This window comes from Clostridium sp. MSJ-8 (assembly GCF_018918325.1).
Classification (GTDB): domain Bacteria; phylum Bacillota; class Clostridia; order Clostridiales; family Clostridiaceae; genus Clostridium.
Map to the genome: position 1 here is coordinate 40,181 of NZ_JAHLQH010000019.1, position 15,820 is coordinate 56,000.

The 15,820-nt window shown below is 34.0% G+C and carries 27 protein-coding genes; all 27 read left to right on the forward strand.

Annotated elements, in window-relative coordinates; genetic code table 11:
- The first annotated feature begins 5 nt into the window (after positions 1 to 5).
- Positions 6 to 476: a 30S ribosomal protein S7 gene (rpsG, locus tag KQI77_RS03570; RefSeq protein ID WP_216388595.1), complete on the forward strand. Its 471-nt coding sequence runs from the start codon at positions 6 to 8 to the stop codon at positions 474 to 476.
- A gap of 78 nt (positions 477 to 554) precedes the next feature.
- On the forward strand, positions 555 to 2,621 hold the full coding sequence (gene fusA, locus KQI77_RS03575; protein WP_216388450.1) for an elongation factor G: 2,067 nt from the start codon (positions 555 to 557) through the stop codon (positions 2,619 to 2,621).
- Between the two features lie 44 nt (positions 2,622 to 2,665).
- On the forward strand, positions 2,666 to 3,859 hold the full coding sequence (tuf, locus tag KQI77_RS03580) for an elongation factor Tu (protein WP_216388428.1): 1,194 nt from the start codon (positions 2,666 to 2,668) through the stop codon (positions 3,857 to 3,859).
- A 377-nt stretch (positions 3,860 to 4,236) separates the two neighbouring features.
- Entirely contained in the window at positions 4,237 to 4,545 is a 309-nt protein-coding gene (gene rpsJ, locus KQI77_RS03585; protein WP_216388452.1) for a 30S ribosomal protein S10, read from the forward strand.
- Positions 4,546 to 4,616: 71 nt separating this feature from the next.
- Positions 4,617 to 5,246: a 50S ribosomal protein L3 gene (rplC, locus tag KQI77_RS03590; RefSeq protein WP_216388454.1), complete on the forward strand. Its 630-nt coding sequence runs from the start codon at positions 4,617 to 4,619 to the stop codon at positions 5,244 to 5,246.
- Positions 5,247 to 5,272: 26 nt separating this feature from the next.
- The gene (gene rplD, locus KQI77_RS03595) at positions 5,273 to 5,893 is read left to right on the forward strand and encodes a 50S ribosomal protein L4 (RefSeq protein WP_216388455.1); all 621 of its coding nucleotides are present in this window, start codon (positions 5,273 to 5,275) and stop codon (positions 5,891 to 5,893) included.
- Positions 5,893 to 6,192, forward strand: a complete 300-nt coding sequence (gene rplW / locus KQI77_RS03600; protein ID WP_216388457.1) for a 50S ribosomal protein L23 — start codon at positions 5,893 to 5,895, stop codon at positions 6,190 to 6,192. The genes rplD and rplW overlap by 1 nt, the downstream gene beginning before the upstream one ends.
- Before the next feature lie 54 nt (positions 6,193 to 6,246).
- Complete coding sequence (gene rplB / locus KQI77_RS03605) at positions 6,247 to 7,080, forward strand: 50S ribosomal protein L2 (RefSeq protein WP_216388459.1); 834 nt, start codon at positions 6,247 to 6,249, stop codon at positions 7,078 to 7,080.
- Between the two features lie 68 nt (positions 7,081 to 7,148).
- A complete protein-coding gene (gene rpsS / locus KQI77_RS03610; protein WP_216388461.1) occupies positions 7,149 to 7,427 on the forward strand; it encodes a 30S ribosomal protein S19 in 279 nt (92 codons plus the stop codon).
- A gap of 28 nt (positions 7,428 to 7,455) precedes the next feature.
- Positions 7,456 to 7,791 carry a 50S ribosomal protein L22 gene (gene rplV, locus KQI77_RS03615; protein WP_216388463.1) on the forward strand — a complete coding sequence of 112 codons (336 nt, stop codon included), beginning with the start codon at positions 7,456 to 7,458 and terminating at the stop codon, positions 7,789 to 7,791.
- A gap of 19 nt (positions 7,792 to 7,810) precedes the next feature.
- On the forward strand, positions 7,811 to 8,476 hold the full coding sequence (gene rpsC / locus KQI77_RS03620; RefSeq protein WP_216388465.1) for a 30S ribosomal protein S3: 666 nt from the start codon (positions 7,811 to 7,813) through the stop codon (positions 8,474 to 8,476).
- A gap of 17 nt (positions 8,477 to 8,493) precedes the next feature.
- Positions 8,494 to 8,928, forward strand: a complete 435-nt coding sequence (gene rplP, locus KQI77_RS03625) for a 50S ribosomal protein L16 (protein WP_216388467.1) — start codon at positions 8,494 to 8,496, stop codon at positions 8,926 to 8,928.
- Positions 8,928 to 9,137: a 50S ribosomal protein L29 gene (gene rpmC, locus KQI77_RS03630; protein WP_216388469.1), complete on the forward strand. Its 210-nt coding sequence runs from the start codon at positions 8,928 to 8,930 to the stop codon at positions 9,135 to 9,137. Before rplP ends, rpmC begins: the two co-directional genes overlap by 1 nt.
- A gap of 23 nt (positions 9,138 to 9,160) precedes the next feature.
- Complete coding sequence (rpsQ, locus tag KQI77_RS03635; RefSeq protein WP_216388471.1) at positions 9,161 to 9,415, forward strand: 30S ribosomal protein S17; 255 nt, start codon at positions 9,161 to 9,163, stop codon at positions 9,413 to 9,415.
- A 29-nt stretch (positions 9,416 to 9,444) separates the two neighbouring features.
- Positions 9,445 to 9,813: a 50S ribosomal protein L14 gene (gene rplN / locus KQI77_RS03640; protein ID WP_216388473.1), complete on the forward strand. Its 369-nt coding sequence runs from the start codon at positions 9,445 to 9,447 to the stop codon at positions 9,811 to 9,813.
- A gap of 17 nt (positions 9,814 to 9,830) precedes the next feature.
- Positions 9,831 to 10,145, forward strand: a complete 315-nt coding sequence (gene rplX / locus KQI77_RS03645; protein WP_216388475.1) for a 50S ribosomal protein L24 — start codon at positions 9,831 to 9,833, stop codon at positions 10,143 to 10,145.
- A gap of 29 nt (positions 10,146 to 10,174) precedes the next feature.
- Positions 10,175 to 10,714 (forward strand): 50S ribosomal protein L5, encoded by a 540-nt coding sequence (rplE, locus tag KQI77_RS03650; RefSeq protein ID WP_216388477.1) that lies wholly within the window; start codon positions 10,175 to 10,177, stop codon positions 10,712 to 10,714.
- Positions 10,715 to 10,729: 15 nt separating this feature from the next.
- Positions 10,730 to 10,915 carry a type Z 30S ribosomal protein S14 gene (locus KQI77_RS03655; RefSeq protein ID WP_216388479.1) on the forward strand — a complete coding sequence of 62 codons (186 nt, stop codon included), beginning with the start codon at positions 10,730 to 10,732 and terminating at the stop codon, positions 10,913 to 10,915.
- Positions 10,916 to 10,945: 30 nt separating this feature from the next.
- Positions 10,946 to 11,344, forward strand: a complete 399-nt coding sequence (gene rpsH / locus KQI77_RS03660) for a 30S ribosomal protein S8 (RefSeq protein WP_216388481.1) — start codon at positions 10,946 to 10,948, stop codon at positions 11,342 to 11,344.
- A 55-nt stretch (positions 11,345 to 11,399) separates the two neighbouring features.
- The gene (gene rplF / locus KQI77_RS03665; RefSeq protein WP_216388483.1) at positions 11,400 to 11,942 is read left to right on the forward strand and encodes a 50S ribosomal protein L6; all 543 of its coding nucleotides are present in this window, start codon (positions 11,400 to 11,402) and stop codon (positions 11,940 to 11,942) included.
- Positions 11,943 to 11,961: 19 nt separating this feature from the next.
- Positions 11,962 to 12,321, forward strand: a complete 360-nt coding sequence (gene rplR, locus KQI77_RS03670; protein ID WP_216388485.1) for a 50S ribosomal protein L18 — start codon at positions 11,962 to 11,964, stop codon at positions 12,319 to 12,321.
- Positions 12,322 to 12,339: 18 nt separating this feature from the next.
- Positions 12,340 to 12,840 (forward strand): 30S ribosomal protein S5, encoded by a 501-nt coding sequence (gene rpsE / locus KQI77_RS03675; protein WP_216388487.1) that lies wholly within the window; start codon positions 12,340 to 12,342, stop codon positions 12,838 to 12,840.
- 13 nt (positions 12,841 to 12,853) lie between these two features.
- Positions 12,854 to 13,033 carry a 50S ribosomal protein L30 gene (rpmD, locus tag KQI77_RS03680; RefSeq protein ID WP_216388489.1) on the forward strand — a complete coding sequence of 60 codons (180 nt, stop codon included), beginning with the start codon at positions 12,854 to 12,856 and terminating at the stop codon, positions 13,031 to 13,033.
- 21 nt (positions 13,034 to 13,054) lie between these two features.
- Positions 13,055 to 13,495, forward strand: a complete 441-nt coding sequence (gene rplO / locus KQI77_RS03685; protein ID WP_216388490.1) for a 50S ribosomal protein L15 — start codon at positions 13,055 to 13,057, stop codon at positions 13,493 to 13,495.
- Positions 13,496 to 13,497: 2 nt separating this feature from the next.
- The gene (gene secY / locus KQI77_RS03690) at positions 13,498 to 14,775 is read left to right on the forward strand and encodes a preprotein translocase subunit SecY (RefSeq protein ID WP_216388492.1); all 1,278 of its coding nucleotides are present in this window, start codon (positions 13,498 to 13,500) and stop codon (positions 14,773 to 14,775) included.
- Positions 14,776 to 14,804: 29 nt separating this feature from the next.
- A complete protein-coding gene (locus KQI77_RS03695) occupies positions 14,805 to 15,446 on the forward strand; it encodes an adenylate kinase (protein WP_216388495.1) in 642 nt (213 codons plus the stop codon).
- A gap of 91 nt (positions 15,447 to 15,537) precedes the next feature.
- Positions 15,538 to 15,819 carry a KOW domain-containing RNA-binding protein gene (locus KQI77_RS03700; RefSeq protein WP_216388497.1) on the forward strand — a complete coding sequence of 94 codons (282 nt, stop codon included), beginning with the start codon at positions 15,538 to 15,540 and terminating at the stop codon, positions 15,817 to 15,819.
- Position 15,820 lies beyond the last annotated feature (1 nt).

Here is a 15,820-nt window from a genome sequence, read left to right on the forward strand (position 1 = left end):
GAAAAGTGCCAAGAAAAGGACATATAGCAAAGAGAGATGTTTTACCAGATCCAATGTACAACTCAAAGGTTGTTGCAAAGTTAATAAACAACATAATGGAAGACGGTAAAAAAGGAGTAGCACAAAAAATATGCTACGATGCATTTGAAATTATAGCACAAAAATCTGATAAAGATGCGTTAGAAGTTTTTGAAGAAGCAATGAATAACGTAATGCCTTTATTAGAAGTAAAAGCTAGAAGAATAGGTGGAGCTACTTATCAAGTTCCAATAGAAGTAAGAGCTGAAAGAAGACAGACTCTTGGTATCAGATGGATACTAGCAGCTGCTAGAAAAAGAGGAGAAAAGCTTATGTGCGAAAGATTAGCTGGTGAATTATTAGATGCATCTAATAACACTGGTGCTGCTGTTAAGAAGAGAGAAGATACTCACAAGATGGCAGACGCAAACAAAGCATTTGCTCACTACAGATACTAATAAAAAAACTGTTTTGGTATTCATGCCAAAACAGTTTTGTCAAATTCACTAATAACATAGTTGAGAGGAGGAAAAATAATGGCAAGAAAGTACCCATTAGAAAAGTTCCGTAATTTCGGAATAATGGCGCACATTGATGCTGGTAAAACAACAACAACTGAACGTATATTATTTTATGCTGGTAAAACACATAAAATAGGAGAAACTCACACAGGTGAATCTCAAATGGACTGGATGGAACAAGAAAAAGAAAGAGGTATCACTATTACATCTGCTGCTACTGCATGTGAATGGAAAGGTCATGAATTAAATATCATTGACACTCCAGGACACGTAGACTTCACAGTAGAAGTTGAAAGATCATTAAGAGTTCTAGATGGAGCTGTTACTGTTCTAGATGCTAAGAGTGGTGTTGAACCTCAAACTGAAACTGTATGGAGACAAGCGGACAAATACGGTGTTCCAAGAATGATATATGTAAATAAAATGGATGCTACAGGTGCTGATTTCTTCAGATGTGTAAACACTGTAAGAGATAGATTAGGATCTAATGCAGTAGCAATTCAAATTCCAATAGGTAATGAAGACACATTCAAAGGAATGGTTGATTTAATTACAATGAAAGCTAACGTTTTCTATGATGATTTAGGAAAAGATATCAGAATAGAAGAAATACCTGCTGACTTAGCAGATCAAGCTGAAGAATATAGAGGTATAATGTTAGAAGCAATAGCTGAAACTGATGAAGAATTAATGATGAAGTATCTAGAAGGTGAAGAAATCACTGAAGAAGAAATCAAGACTGCATTAAGAAAAGCAACTATTGCAAATGAAATATATCCTTGTATTTGTGGTTCATCATACAAAAACAAAGGTGTTCAAGAAATGATCGATGGAGTTGTTGATTATTTACCATCACCATTAGATATACCACCAGTTAAAGGGGTATCATTAGATGGAGAAGAAGAAGAAGAAAGAAAAGCTGATGATAAAGAACCATTAGCTGCATTAGCATTTAAGATCGCTACTGATCCATTCGTTGGAAGATTAGCATTTACTAGAATTTATTCAGGTGTAATGCAAAGTGGTTCTTATGTTCTTAACTCTACAAAGGGTAAGAAAGAAAGAATCGGAAGACTTGTTAAGATGCATGCTAATCACAGAGAAGAAGTTGAATCATTAGAAGCAGGTGAATTAGGAGCAATTATAGGATTAAAGAATACTATAACTGGTGATACTTTATGTTCAGAAGATGCTCCAATAATTCTTGAAAAAATGGAATTCCCAGAACCAGTTATTTCAGTTGCTATTGAACCAAAAACTAAAGCTGGTCAAGAAAAAATGGGAATTGCTTTAGCTAAGTTAGCTGAAGAAGATCCAACATTTAAGACATATACTAACCAAGAAACAGGTCAAACTATCATAGCTGGTATGGGTGAGTTACACTTAGATATCATCGTAGATAGATTACAAAGAGAATTCAAGGTTGAATGTAATGTTGGTGCACCACAAGTTGCATACAAAGAAACTATCAGAAAACCAGTTAAAGCTGAAGCTAAATATGCTAAGCAATCAGGTGGTAAAGGTCAATACGGTCATGCAGTTATTGAAATGGAACCAACTGACGGAGAATATACTTTTGAAAATGCAATCGTAGGAGGAGCTATTCCAAAAGAATACATTCCAGCTATCGATGCAGGTATTCAAGAAGCTGCCTTAACAGGTACAGTTGCTGGATATAATGTTATAAACTTCAAAGTTAAGTTAGTACATGGTTCATATCATGAAGTTGACTCATCAGAAATGGCATTTAAGATTGCAGGATCTATGGCATTCAAGAATGCAATGGCAAAAGCTGATCCAGTATTATTAGAACCAATGGAAAAAGTTGAAATAACAGTTCCAGAAGAATACATGGGAGATGTTATTGGTGATGTTAATGCAAGAAGAGGTAGAATGGAAGGAATGGAATCTGTAAATGGTGCTCAAATAATAAGAGCATTTGTACCATTAGCTGAAATGTTCGGATATGCTACAGCATTAAGATCTAAGACTCAAGGTAGAGGAACATACTCAATGGTATTTGACCACTATGAAGAAGTTCCTAAGAAAATTCAAGAAGAAATCGCTGGAAATAGAAAATAATTTAAATAAATAAACATTTAGTGTTTTAAGGAGGAATAAAAACAATGTCAAAGGCAAAATTCGAAAGAACTAAACCACACGTAAATATCGGAACAATCGGTCACGTTGACCATGGTAAGACAACATTAACAGCAGCTATTACAACAGTATTAGCAAACAGAGGATATGCAGAAGCATTTGATTATGCATCAATCGATAAAGCACCAGAAGAAAAAGAAAGAGGAATCACAATCAACACAGCACACGTTGAATATGAAACAGACAAGAGACACTATGCGCACGTTGACTGTCCAGGACATGCTGACTACGTAAAGAACATGATAACAGGAGCAGCACAAATGGATGGAGCAATCTTAGTTGTATCAGCAGCAGATGGTCCAATGCCACAAACAAGAGAACACATCTTACTAGCATCAAGAGTTGGAGTTGACTATATCGTAGTATTCTTAAACAAAGCAGATATGGTAGACGATCCAGAATTATTAGAATTAGTTGAAATGGAAGTAAGAGAATTATTAAATGAATACAACTTCCCAGGAGATGACGTTCCAGTAATAACAGGATCAGCATTACAAGCATTAGAAAACCCAACAGATCCAGAAAAGACAAAATGTATATTAGACTTAATGGATGCAGTAGATAGCTACATTCCAACACCAGAAAGAGCAACAGACAAAGCATTCTTAATGCCAGTAGAAGATGTATTTACAATCACTGGTAGAGGAACAGTTGCAACAGGAAGAGTTGAAAGCGGAGTATTACACGTTGGAGACGAAGTAGAAATCGTAGGATTAAAAGAAGAAAAAGGAAAGACAGTAGTAACAGGAATCGAAATGTTCAGAAAGTTACTAGATGAAGCACAAGCTGGAGATAATATAGGAGCATTATTAAGAGGTATCCAAAGAACAGACATCGAAAGAGGTCAAGTATTATCACAACCAGGATCAGTACATCCACACAAGAAATTTGTAGGTCAAGTATACGTACTAAAGAAAGAAGAAGGTGGAAGACATACACCATTCTTTGATGGATATAGACCACAATTCTATTTCAGAACAACAGATGTTACAGGATCAATCAAATTACCAGAAGGAATGGAAATGGTAATGCCAGGAGATCACATCGATATGACAGTTGAATTAATAACACAAGTAGCAATGGATGAAGGATTAAGATTCGCTATCAGAGAAGGTGGTAGAACAGTAGGTTCAGGAGTTGTTACTAGCATAATAGAATAATTCGAAACTATTAAATAATAATAAGAGTAAGGTAAGACGTCGCCTTGCTCTTATTTTTTTGTTATAATAAACCATTGCAAGATGAAAAAAAATATAGTATAGTAGATATCGGCAGCTAAATATTATTAATTGTAGTTTTTGATAAAAAACTTGAAAAAACTATATAAAAATAGTATAATGTAATAGTTGCAGGTCAAAACAACGATGAATCAAGAGGTTGCCGGACTTCCGGGGAATTCTTGATGAGTATGTCTGGATCTAGAATCCGACGACAGTACTTCTTCTGGTGTAGAGTGAGTACGAAACACCAGGAACAGTTTATGAAGAATACTGTTGTGCGTTCGAAGTAAAGCGTACATGAAAAGGAGGGAAATTAGATGGCAAAACAAAAAATTAGAATCAGATTAAAAGCATTTGATCATTCAATATTAGATCAATCAGCTGAAAAAATCGTAGAAACTGCTAAATCAACAGGAGCTAAGGTAGCTGGTCCAGTACCATTACCAACTGAAAAAGACGTAGTTACAATATTAAGAGCAGTTCATAAGTACAAAGACTCTAGAGAACAATTCGAAATAAGAACTCATAAGAGACTTATCGATATCGTTAATCCATCACCTAAGACAGTTGATGCATTAATGAGATTAAATCTACCAGCTGGAGTAGATATCGAAATCAAACTATAATTTTAATTATTTAAGCATGAACTATTATGATTGTTTAACAATCCGCTATTAGTTTGGGAGGTGTAGTGAAAATGAAAAAAGCTATAATAGGTAAGAAAATTGGAATGACTCAAATATTTGACCAAAACGGTAAAGTTATACCAGTAACAGTAGTAGAAGCAGGTCCATGTGTAGTAATTCAAAAATTAACTACAGAAAAGAATGGATATGACGCTATTCAAGTTGGTTTTGGAGAAGTAAGAGAAAAATTACTTAACAAGCCAGCAAAGGGTCAATTTGTTAAAGCAGGAGTATCTTTAAGAAGAACTGTTAAAGAATTCAGATTAGAAGATACAACTGGATATGAAGTGGGTCAAGAAATAAAGGCTGATATATTTGAAGTTGGAGACAAAGTTGATGTATCTGGAGTTTCTAAAGGTAAGGGATTCCAAGGTGTTATTAAGAGATGGAATGCTCAAAGAGGACCTATGACACACGGTTCTAAGTTCAAGAGAGCACCTGGTTCAATGGGAGCTTCATCAGATCCATCAAGAACTTTTAAGAATAAACATATGCCAGGTCACATGGGAGCAGTTAATACAACAGTATTAAACTTAGAAGTAGTAAAAGTTATACCTGAAAAGAACTTAATACTTATAAAGGGTGGTATCCCAGGTCCAAATAAAGCTAAAGTAGTAATAAGAAATACAGTTAAAGCTTAATTTCTTAGGGAAAGGAGGAATATAGAATGCCTAAAGTAGGATTATTTAACAAAGAAGGAAAACAAGTTGGAGATATCCAATTAAATGATGAAGTATTTGCAGTAGAGGTTAATCAATATGCAATGCATCAAGTAGTTGTTGCGTTACTTGCAAATAAGAGACAAGGAACTCAATCAGCTAAGACAAGATCTGAAGTAAGAGGAGGCGGAATCAAGCCTTGGAGACAAAAAGGTACAGGTAGAGCTAGACAAGGTTCTATAAGAGCACCTCAATGGATCAAAGGTGGAGTTGTATTCGCACCAAAGCCAAGAGACTACAGAATGTCAATTCCAAAGAGCATGAAAGTTGTTGCTATGAAATCAGCATTAACTAGCAAGGTTCAAGATGGAGAAATGTTAGTAGTTGATAATTTAGATTTTGAAACAATCAAGACTAAACAAGTAGTTGAAATGTTAAAAGCTTTTGAAGCTAAGAAAACATTAATTATAACTGCAGAGTCAGATGAAAAAGTATATAAATCAGCAAGAAACATCGAAGGTGTTGAAGTAATGCCAGTAAACAATATAAATGTATATGATTTATTAAAGTTTGCTAAAGTTATCGTTACTAAGGATGCTGTATCAAAAATTGAGGAGGTGTACGCATAATGAATTTATGTAGCCATGATATAATTAGAAAACCTGTTATTACAGAAAAAACAATGGCAGCTATGGCTGAAAATAAGTACACTTTTATAGTTCATGTTAATTCAAACAAATCTCAAATAAAGAGAGCAGTTGAAGAAGTGTTTGGAGTTAAGGTACAAAGCGTTCAAACAATTAATTCAATTGGTAAAACAAAGAGAATGGGTGTTCACGTTGGAAAACGTGCTGACTATAAAAAAGCTATAGTTACACTTACTGAAGACAGTAATAGTATTGAATTCTTTGAAGGATTACAAGGCTAATTAAAGTGATTTATTGGTTATCAAACCAGATAAGCTAAAAAAGGAGGGAATACAATGGCAGTTAAAAAGTTTAACCCTACTACTCCATCTAGAAGACAAATGACAGTTCAATCATTTGATGAAGTTACTACAAGTACTCCAGAGAAGTCTCTTTTAGTATCTTTAAAGAAAACTGGTGGTAGAAATGCACAGGGTAAAATAACTGTAAGACACCATGGTGGTGGTGCTAAGAGAAAGTACAGATTAATTGATTTTAAGAGAAATAAGGATGGTATAGAAGGAAAAGTTGCTTCTATAGAATATGATCCAAATAGAACAGCATACATTGCTTTAATTTCATACAAAGATGGAGATAAGAGATATATATTAGCTCCTCAAGGATTAAAAGTTGGCGATGTAGTTGTATCTGGTGCAGATGCAGATATTAAACCAGGTAACGCTTTACCACTTAAGAATATTCCAGTTGGTACATTAGTGCACAACATAGAATTACAAGTAGGTAAAGGTGGTCAATTAGTTAGAGCAGCAGGTGGCTCAGCTCAATTAATGGCTAAAGAAGGAAATTATGCTACTTTAAGATTACCATCAGGTGAAATGAGATATGTTAGAATAGAATGTAGAGCTACAGTAGGAACTTTATCTAATCCAACTAACGATATCATTAACTTAGGTAAAGCAGGTAGAAAGAGACATTTAGGATGGAGACCAACAGTAAGAGGTTCTGTTATGAACCCTAACGATCACCCTCATGGTGGTGGTGAAGGTAAATCTCCAGTCGGTAGACCAAGTCCAGTTACTCCATGGGGTAAACCAGCTCTTGGATACAAGACAAGAAAGAATAAGAAGTATTCAGACAGATTTATCGTTAAGTCAAGAAAATCTAAGTAGTATGAAGAGAAAATATTTTTCTCTTCATGTCTCAAATATTGCAAGTTGATGAAGGGAGGCATATATCAGTGAGTAGATCAACTAAAAAAGGACCTTTTGTCCATGCTGGATTATTTAAGAAAATAGAAGAAATGAATGCAAGTGGAGAAAAGAAAGTTGTTAAAACTTGGTCAAGAAGTTCAACAATTTTCCCACAAATGATAGGTCACACTATTGCTGTTCATGATGGTAGAAAGCACGTTCCTGTATACATATCTGAAGATATGGTTGGACACAAGCTTGGTGAGTTCGTATTAACTAGAACTTTCAAAGGCCATGTAGATACAGATAAGAAGGGTAAAAAATAGAAAGTAGAGCCGGAAAGGAGGAACATACATGGAAGCTAGAGCTATAGCTAAATACGTTAGAATGTCTCCAATAAAAGTAGGAGCTGTTCTTGATTTAATAAGAGGAAAGAGCGTAAATGAAGCTTTTGCTATATTAGAATATTCTCCAAGAGTAGCAGCAGATGAAATACTTAATGTATTAAAATCAGCAGTTGCTAATGCAGAAAATAATAATGCACTTGATTCTGACAGATTATATGTATCAGAAGCATATGTTGGTCAAGGTCCAACATTAAAGAGATACAGACCAATGGATCATGGTAAAGCATTTAGAATAAACAAAAAGACTAGTCATATAACAGTAGTTGTTAAAGAAAGAGCTTAAAAGAAGGAGGGAAAGAATAGTGGGTCAAAAAGTAAATCCTCATGGACTTAGAGTTGGCGTTATTAAGGATTGGAATGCAAAATGGTATGCTAACAAAGCAGATTTTGCTAACAATTTAGTAGAAGATAACAAGATAAGAAAGTTTGTTAAAAAAGAACTATTTGCAGCTGGAATTTCTAAGATAGAAATTGAAAGAGCAGCTAAAAGAGTTAAATTAAATATATATACTGCAAAACCAGGAGTAGTTATAGGAAAAGGTGGAGCAGGAATTGAAGCTTTAAAAGCTAAGGTTTCAAAGATAGTTACAGAAAAGAATGTTTTAATAAACATTGTTGAAGTAAAAAATGCAGAATCAGATGCACAATTAATGGCAGAAAACATTGCTGCACAATTAGAAAAGAGAGTTTCATTCAGAAGAGCTATGAAACAAACTATTCAAAGAGCTATGAAGCGTGGAGTTAAGGGAGTTAAAACTTCTTGCTCAGGTAGATTAGGTGGCGCTGAAATGGCTAGAACAGAACAATATCATGAAGGAACTATACCACTTCAAACATTAAGAGCTGATATCGACTATGGATTTGCAGAAGCCGATACAACTTATGGAAAAATCGGAGTAAAAGTATGGGTATACAATGGCGAAGTTCTTCCAACTAAGAAAGTAGAAAAGGAAGAAGCTGAAGCATAAGAAAGGAGGAATAAATTATGTTAATGCCTAAGAGAGTTAAGCATCGTAAGACTCAACGTGGTAGAATGAAAGGTAAGGCACATAGAGGTAATTTTCTAGCATACGGTGATTATGGAATTCAAGCTACAACTTGTGGTTGGATTACAAGCAACCAAATAGAAGCTTCCAGAATTGCAATAAATAGATATATTAAAAGAGGAGGAAAACTTTGGATAAAGATTTTCCCAGATAAGCCAGTTACTGCAACTCCTGCTGAAACTAGAATGGGTAAAGGTAAAGGAGCAGTTGAATACTGGGTAGCAGTAGTTAAACCAGGTAGAGTTTTATTTGAATTATCAGGTGTAGGTGAAGAAGTAGCTAGAGAAGCTATGAGACTTGCATCACATAAACTTCCAGTAAAGACTAAGTTCGTTACTAGAAAAGATTTTGAGGAAATGGGTGGTGAAGAATAATGAAGGCTAGAGAACTAAAAGAAATAGATAGAAAAGATTCTCAAAACTTAAACGTACAGTTAACAGATCTTAAAGCTGAATTATTCAATTTAAGATTTCAATTAGCTACCGGACAATTAGATAATCCTATGAGAATAAGAGAAGTTAAGAAATCTATAGCCCAAATCAAAACCATCTTAAGAGAAGAAGAGATAAGGGTTCAACAGTAATTCGAAAAGGAGGTAGGCCTTAAATGGAAAGAGGATTAAGAAAGAAGAGAATCGGAAGAGTTGTTTCTAATAAAATGGATAAGACTATCGTAGTTGCTGTTGAAACTAAGGTAAGACATCCGCTTTACGGTAAAACTGTAAATAGAACAACTAAGTTTAAAGCTCATGACGAAAATAATGAAGCTCAAATAAACGATAGAGTATTAATAATGGAAACTAAGCCAATATCTAAAGATAAGAGATGGAGACTTGTTGAAATAGTTGAAAAAGCTAAATAATACGCGTTAAACTGAAAGGAGGGTATTCAATGATACAACAACAAACTGTTCTTAAGGTTGGAGATAACTCAGGAGCAAAAGAAATAATGTGTATAAGAGTTCTTGGTGGTTCTAAAAGAAAGTTTGGAAACATCGGAGACGTAATAGTAGCAAGCGTTAAAAGTGCAACACCAGGCGGAGTTGTTAAAAAAGGTGAAGTTGTTAAGGCTGTTATAGTAAGATCAAAGAGAGGATTAAGAAGAGCTGACGGTTCTTATATCAAATTTGATGAAAATGCAGCAGTTATAATAAAAGATGATAAGCAACCAAGAGGAACTCGTATATTCGGACCTGTTGCTAGGGAGCTAAGAGATAAAGAGTTTAATAAAATATTATCATTAGCACCAGAAGTTCTATAATAGAGGAGGTGTCTAATTTGAAAGTGCACGTAAAAAAGAATGACAATGTTATAGTTGTTTCAGGTAAAGATAAAGGTAAAACTGGAGAAGTTTTAAAAGTATATCCTAAAACAGGCAAAGTAATTGTTTCAGGAGTTAATATAGTTAAAAAACATCAAAAGGCTAACAGAAACCAAGCTGAAAGTGCAATAATCGAAAAAGAAGGTGCAATATACAGCTCAAAGGTTATGTTATACTGCAAAAAATGTAAATCTGCTACAAGAGTTAGCAATAAGATATTAGAAGATGGTTCAAAAGTTAGAGTATGTAAAAAGTGCGGAGAAACATTCTAATAGAATCTGAAAGGAGGTACTCGTAAACAATGGCAAGACTAAAAGAAAAGTATGATAATGAAATAGTATCAGCTATGATGGAAAAGTTCGGTTATAAAAACATAATGGAAGTTCCTAAATTAGAAAAAATAGTAATCAACATGGGTGTTGGTGAAGCTAGAGAAAATCAAAAAGTATTAGAATCTGCAGTTGCTGATTTGACTTTAATAGCAGGTCAAAAACCTATATTAACAAGAGCAAAGAAGTCAGTTGCGAACTTTAAAATAAGAGAAAACATGGCTCTAGGATGTAAAGTAACATTAAGAAGCGAAAAAATGTATGAATTTGCTGATAAGTTAGTATCAATAGCATTACCAAGAGTTAGAGATTTCAGAGGAGTTTCTGATAAATCATTTGATGGTAGAGGAAACTATTCACTAGGTATTAAAGAACAATTAATATTCCCAGAAATTGAATACGATAAAGTTGATAAAGTAAGAGGAATGGATATCATCTTCGTTACAAGCGCTAAGACTGACGAAGAAGCAAGAGAATTATTAAGATTCCTTGGAATGCCATTCGCTCAATAATAAGGAGGGAACACGATGGCACGTAAGGCAATTATTGAAAAATGGAGTAAAACACCTAAGTATAGCACAAGAGCTTATACTAGATGTAGAATATGTGGTAGACCACATTCAGTATTAAAGAAATATGGTATCTGCCGTATTTGCTTTAGAGAACTTGCTTATAAGGGAGAAATTCCAGGATGCAAGAAGGCAAGCTGGTAATACAAGTTATCGAAAGGAGGCACATTAAAAATGGTTATGACAGATCCAATAGCAGATTTGCTAACACGTATAAGAAACGCAAATGCTGTTAAACATGAAGTAGTTGAAGTACCTTCTTCAAATGTTAAGAAGGAAATTACAAATATATTATTACAAGAAGGATATATTAAAGAAATTGATGAATATAGTGATGGAATAGTTCCAATGTTAAGAATATCTCTTAAATATGGTGCTAACAAGGAAAAGGTAATCACTGGAATCAAGAGAATATCTAAACCAGGATTAAGAGTTTATTGTAAGAAGGAAGAAATTCCTAAAGTTCTTAATGGTTTAGGAGTAGCTATAATATCAACTTCAAAAGGAATAATGGTTGATAGAGAAGCTAGAAAATTAGGACTAGGCGGAGAAGTTATCTGCTACGTTTGGTAGAATAAAAAGTTTTAGTTAAAATATAATGTACGATAATTAATCAGGAGGTGCGACAATGTCAAGAGTAGGTAGATTACCAATAGCTATACCTGCTGGCGTAACTGTTAGTGTAACACCAGACAACGTTGTTACAGTAAAAGGCGCTAAGGGTCAATTAGTAAAAGCTATGCACAAAGACATGAGAATTGCGGTTGAAGACAACCATGTAGTTGTTACAAGACCAAGCGACGTGAAAGAGCACAGAGCTCTTCATGGATTAACTAGAGCTCTTATAAACAATATGATAATCGGAGTTTCAGAAGGTTACCAAAAAACTTTAGATTTAGTTGGTGTTGGTTATAGAGCACAATTACAAGGAAAGAAACTTGTAATGAATCTTGGATTCTCACATCCAGTAGAAGTAGAACCAATGGAAGGAATTACTTTCGAAACTCCTGCAGCTACTAAGGTTGTTATCAAGGGAATCGATAAGCAATTAGTTGGAGCTCAAGCAGCTGATATAAGACGTTGGAGAAAACCTGAACCATATAAGGGTAAAGGAATTAAATACGAAAATGAAGTTATCAGACGTAAAGAAGGTAAGACTGGTAAGAAATAATTAGGAAGGAGTGAGATCTATGTTCAAGAAGGCAGACAAAAACGCTAAAAGAGTTAGACGTCACCTTAGAGTTCGTAAGAAAGTTTTCGGTACTCCTGAAAGACCAAGACTTTCAGTATATAGAAGTGAAAAGAATATCTATGCACAAGTAATAGATGATATAAATTCAAAAACATTAGTTTCTGCATCTAGTTTAGAAAAAGGTTTTTCAGCAAACGGTGGAAACAAAGAAGGTGCTAAAGCTGTTGGTGAATTAATAGCTAAAAAAGCTTTAGAAAACGGAATTTCAGAAGTTGTATTTGATAGAGGTGGATATGTATATCACGGAAGAGTACAACAATTAGCTGAAGCAGCAAGAGAAGCAGGATTAAAATTCTAAAAATAAGGAGGGAAATACATGAGAATCGATCCTAATACATTAGGTGACCTTAAGGAAAAAGTTGTTTTTATAAACAGAGTAACTAAGGTTGTTAAAGGTGGTAGAAACTTTAGATTCAGCGCACTAGTAGTTGTTGGAGATGAAAACGGACATGTAGGCGTTGGAATGGGAAAATCTATCGAAATTCCTGTTGCAATTAAAAAAGGAATTGAAGATGCTAAGAAGAACATGGTAGAAGTAGCTCAAGTAGGAACTACTATTCCTCATGAAATATATGGCGAATTTGGAACTGGAAAAGTTCTTATAATGCCAGCTAAAGAAGGTACAGGAGTTATCGCTGGAGGTCCAGCTAGATCTGTATTAGAATTAGCAGGAATTAAAGACGTAAGAGCTAAATCATTAGGTTCAAACAATCCAAGAAACATGGTTAATGCAACTATTAATGGATTAGCTAACTTAAGAACAGCTGAACAAATAGCTAAATTAAGAGGAAAAACTGTTGAGGAAATATTAGGTTAGGAGGTATATTGCGATGGCTAAGTTAAGAATTACATTAGTAAAGAGCTTAATAGGTAGAAAGAAAGACCATATTGCTACTGCAAATGCCTTAGGACTTAAGAAGATAGGTAAAACAGTAGAACATGAGGGAACTCCTCAAATCAATGGTATGATAAAGAAAATAGACTACTTATTGAAGGTAGAAGAAATATAGTTAAGAGGAGGTGTGCTTAGTATGAAACTTCATGAATTAAAACCAGCAGCTGGTAGCAAGAAAGCTCCTAAGAGAGTTGGTAGAGGTACTGGTTCAGGTTTAGGAAGAAACGCTGGTAAAGGTGAAAAAGGACAAAACGCTAGATCAGGTGGTGGAGTTAGACCAGGATTCGAAGGTGGTCAAATGCCATTATACAGAAGACTTCCTAAGAGAGGATTCACTAACATATTTGCAAAAGAAATCATCAGTATTAATGTTGATAGATTAAATAGATTTGAAAATGGAACAGAAGTTACTCCAGAATTATTACTAGAAACAAGAGTAATAAGCAAAATAAAAGATGGAGTTAAGATATTAGGAAATGGAACATTAGAAAAGAGCCTAACAATAAAAGGCTGTAAGCTATCTAAATCTGCAAAAGAAAAGATAGAAGCAGCTGGAGGAAAAGTTGAGGTGATTTAATAATGCTATCAACCCTACGTAATGCCTGGAAAGTTCCAGAAATGAGAAAAAAGTTCATATGGACTATAGTATTAGTAGCAATATTCAGGATGGGAATTCATGTTCCTTGTCCTGGTGTTAGTTCTGACTTTCTTAAACAATTAACAGATCAAAGTTCTTTGATGGGATTTTATGATTTGATTTCAGGTGGAGCATTTAGTGATTTTAGTATATTAGCATTAGGTGTTATGCCTTATATTAATGCCTCAATCATAATGCAATTATTAACTATTGCAATTCCTGCTTTAGAACAATTGCAAAAAGAAGGTCAAGAAGGCAGAAATAAAATTCAAAATGCAACTCGTTATGTTGCAATTGGTATAGCAGTAATTCTTGCAATTGGAGTACTTACAACATTATCTAATTACGGTGGTACTTCAGGAATTACAAAATTCGAATATGTTGTAATAGTGCTATCACTTATTGTTGGATCTACATTCTGTATATGGTTAGGAGATCAAATTACAACAAAAGGATTTGGAAATGGAACATCAATATTAATTTTTGTTAATATTATTTCTAGAATTCCTAAATCAGTATATGCTTTATATCAATCGGTAAAGGCTGGAACATTAAATGCAGTTGAATTAGCATTATTTATAGTTGGAATAGTAGTATTAATCGCATTAGCTGTATATTTCAGTTTAGCTGAAAGAAGAATACCTGTACAATATGCTGGTAAAGCAGTTGGAAATAGAGTTTCAAAGGCTCAAACAACTCATATACCATTAAGTATAATTAGTGCAGCAGTAATAGCAATAATATTTGCTATGTCTGTAATGACATTTTGTGAAGCGTTAGCTCAATTCTTCCCTAATAATGGGGTATTAGAATGGTTAACAACAAGTAAATACAGTGTATTAAATAAAGGAACTTGGATGTATCCAGTACTTTATGCAATACTTACAGTATTCTTTACTTGGTTCTATAATGAAGTTACATTAAAGCCAGAAGAAATGGCTGAAAATTTAAATAAATCATCAGGTATAGTAGTAGGTGTAAGACCTGGTAAAGATACTGAAAAGTACTTTAGTACAGTAATTGCAAAAATATCTATTATAGGTGGTATATTTGCTGCAATATTAGCTGTAATACCTGTAATTTTACAACAAACTGAAAAATTTGGATCTACATCATTTGGTGCAACAGCTATTTTGATTGTAATTGGAGTTGCTCTTGATTTCTCAAGAAGACTTGATTCACAAATGGTTATGCGTCATTATGAAGGATTCCTTAAATAAGATTTTATATATTGGAGATGATGATGCCCGTGAAGATTATATTATTAGGACCCCCAGGAGCTGGAAAGGGTACACAGGCAAAATCAATTAGTAACAGATATGAAATACCTCATATTTCTACAGGGGATATTTTCAGAAAGAACATTTCTGAAAATACACCTCTTGGAATAGAGGCTAAGAAATACATGGACAACGGACAATTAGTCCCAGACCAAGTTACAATAGACATGGTTAAAGATAGATTATGTGAGGACGATTGTAAGAAGGGATATCTATTAGACGGTTTTCCAAGAACAGTAAGTCAAGCTGAAGCACTTCAAGCATTCTTAGAGGAAAGAAATGAATCATTAGATTGTGCATTATTAATTGATGTACCTAAGGAATTTATTCTTGAAAGAATGACAGGAAGAAGAGTGTGCCCATCATGTGGCGCAAGCTATCATGTTAAATTCAATCCTCCTAAGGATGGAAAATGTGAATTATGTGGATCAGAAGTTGTTCAAAGAAAAGATGATACTGTAGAAACTGTTAAAGAAAGATTAGACGTATATGAAAAACAAACTCAACCACTAATTGATTATTATAAAGAAAAGAAATTATTATCAACAGTAGATGGTACAAAAGCTATAAATGAAGTTTTTGAAGGTATCTGCGATGTTTTGAAAAAATAATATTTAGTCTAAGATACTAAGATTTAATAACAAGTTGCTTAGTAATAAATGTTTAGACATTTATACTAAGGTAATCATCGAGGTGGAAAATTTGCAGAGCAATGACTTGATAGGAAAAGTGGTACTTTCAAAAGCTGGTAGAGATAAGAATCATTTATATATTGTAATTGGGATTATAAATTCTGAGTATATTTTATTAGCAAATGGAGATACTAAGACATTAGATAAGCCTAAGAAAAAGAAAGTAAAGCATTTGAGTTTTCTATCAGAAGTTAATGATGAAATAAAGTCAGCCATAGTTAATAAAGATAAAAGTACTGACCTAAAAATAAAGAGTTTTTTAAAGTTAAAAGGCATTGTTAAGGAGGGTTGAT

Bases quoted from the DNA above. Each gene is read 5' to 3' on its own strand.
- fusA (WP_216388450.1), top strand. From the start codon at position 555: ATGGCAAGAAAGTACCCATTAGAAAAGTTCCGTAATTTCGGAATAATG.
- tuf (WP_216388428.1), top strand. From the start codon at position 2,666: ATGTCAAAGGCAAAATTCGAAAGAACTAAACCACACGTAAATATCGGA.
- rpsJ (WP_216388452.1), top strand. From the start codon at position 4,237: ATGGCAAAACAAAAAATTAGAATCAGATTAAAAGCATTTGATCATTCA.
- rplC (WP_216388454.1), top strand. From the start codon at position 4,617: ATGAAAAAAGCTATAATAGGTAAGAAAATTGGAATGACTCAAATATTT.
- rplD (WP_216388455.1), top strand. From the start codon at position 5,273: ATGCCTAAAGTAGGATTATTTAACAAAGAAGGAAAACAAGTTGGAGAT.
- rplW (WP_216388457.1), top strand. From the start codon at position 5,893: ATGAATTTATGTAGCCATGATATAATTAGAAAACCTGTTATTACAGAA.
- rplB (WP_216388459.1), top strand. From the start codon at position 6,247: ATGGCAGTTAAAAAGTTTAACCCTACTACTCCATCTAGAAGACAAATG.
- rplV (WP_216388463.1), top strand. From the start codon at position 7,456: ATGGAAGCTAGAGCTATAGCTAAATACGTTAGAATGTCTCCAATAAAA.
- rplP (WP_216388467.1), top strand. From the start codon at position 8,494: ATGTTAATGCCTAAGAGAGTTAAGCATCGTAAGACTCAACGTGGTAGA.
- rpmC (WP_216388469.1), top strand. From the start codon at position 8,928: ATGAAGGCTAGAGAACTAAAAGAAATAGATAGAAAAGATTCTCAAAAC.
- rpsQ (WP_216388471.1), top strand. From the start codon at position 9,161: ATGGAAAGAGGATTAAGAAAGAAGAGAATCGGAAGAGTTGTTTCTAAT.
- rplN (WP_216388473.1), top strand. From the start codon at position 9,445: ATGATACAACAACAAACTGTTCTTAAGGTTGGAGATAACTCAGGAGCA.
- rplE (WP_216388477.1), top strand. From the start codon at position 10,175: ATGGCAAGACTAAAAGAAAAGTATGATAATGAAATAGTATCAGCTATG.
- KQI77_RS03655 (WP_216388479.1), top strand. From the start codon at position 10,730: ATGGCACGTAAGGCAATTATTGAAAAATGGAGTAAAACACCTAAGTAT.
- rpsH (WP_216388481.1), top strand. From the start codon at position 10,946: ATGGTTATGACAGATCCAATAGCAGATTTGCTAACACGTATAAGAAAC.
- rplF (WP_216388483.1), top strand. From the start codon at position 11,400: ATGTCAAGAGTAGGTAGATTACCAATAGCTATACCTGCTGGCGTAACT.
- rplR (WP_216388485.1), top strand. From the start codon at position 11,962: ATGTTCAAGAAGGCAGACAAAAACGCTAAAAGAGTTAGACGTCACCTT.
- rpsE (WP_216388487.1), top strand. From the start codon at position 12,340: ATGAGAATCGATCCTAATACATTAGGTGACCTTAAGGAAAAAGTTGTT.
- rpmD (WP_216388489.1), top strand. From the start codon at position 12,854: ATGGCTAAGTTAAGAATTACATTAGTAAAGAGCTTAATAGGTAGAAAG.
- rplO (WP_216388490.1), top strand. From the start codon at position 13,055: ATGAAACTTCATGAATTAAAACCAGCAGCTGGTAGCAAGAAAGCTCCT.
- secY (WP_216388492.1), top strand. From the start codon at position 13,498: ATGCTATCAACCCTACGTAATGCCTGGAAAGTTCCAGAAATGAGAAAA.